The 263-nt window shown below is 61.6% G+C and carries 1 pseudogene; it reads right to left on the bottom strand.

Going from position 1 to position 263, the window contains the following annotated elements:
• Positions 1–153: 153 nt before the first annotated feature.
• Positions 154–263: pseudogene (locus tag QSV46_RS40080) on the bottom strand (ABC transporter substrate-binding protein); the annotation flags it as partial.

Here is a 263-nt window from a genome sequence, read left to right as displayed (position 1 = left end):
CCTGTACGGCGGTCGGAAGAATAAGGGGCAAGCCCGACAGTCTCTAATTCACGTCCTGAGCCACATTTTTCGCTGGTGGCCCGAAGGCGTGCGCGATTGCTGGCACTGGATCAGCGCCGCAGCCGGACTCGCGCTCCGGAGCAAACAGCATCTTTATTCGATCACCTCGTCGGCACGGGCGAGCAGCGTGGGCGGAAACGCCGAGCGCGTTGGCTGTCTTGAGATTGATGACCAGCTCAAGCTTGGTTGGCTGCTCGACGGGC

The sequence above is a fragment of the Bradyrhizobium cosmicum genome (assembly GCF_032290525.1).
GTDB classification, from domain to species: Bacteria; Pseudomonadota; Alphaproteobacteria; order Rhizobiales; family Xanthobacteraceae; genus Bradyrhizobium; species Bradyrhizobium cosmicum_A.
Note: the sequence above shows the minus strand (reverse complement) of the source record. Positions and strands in the feature narration are given on the sequence as shown.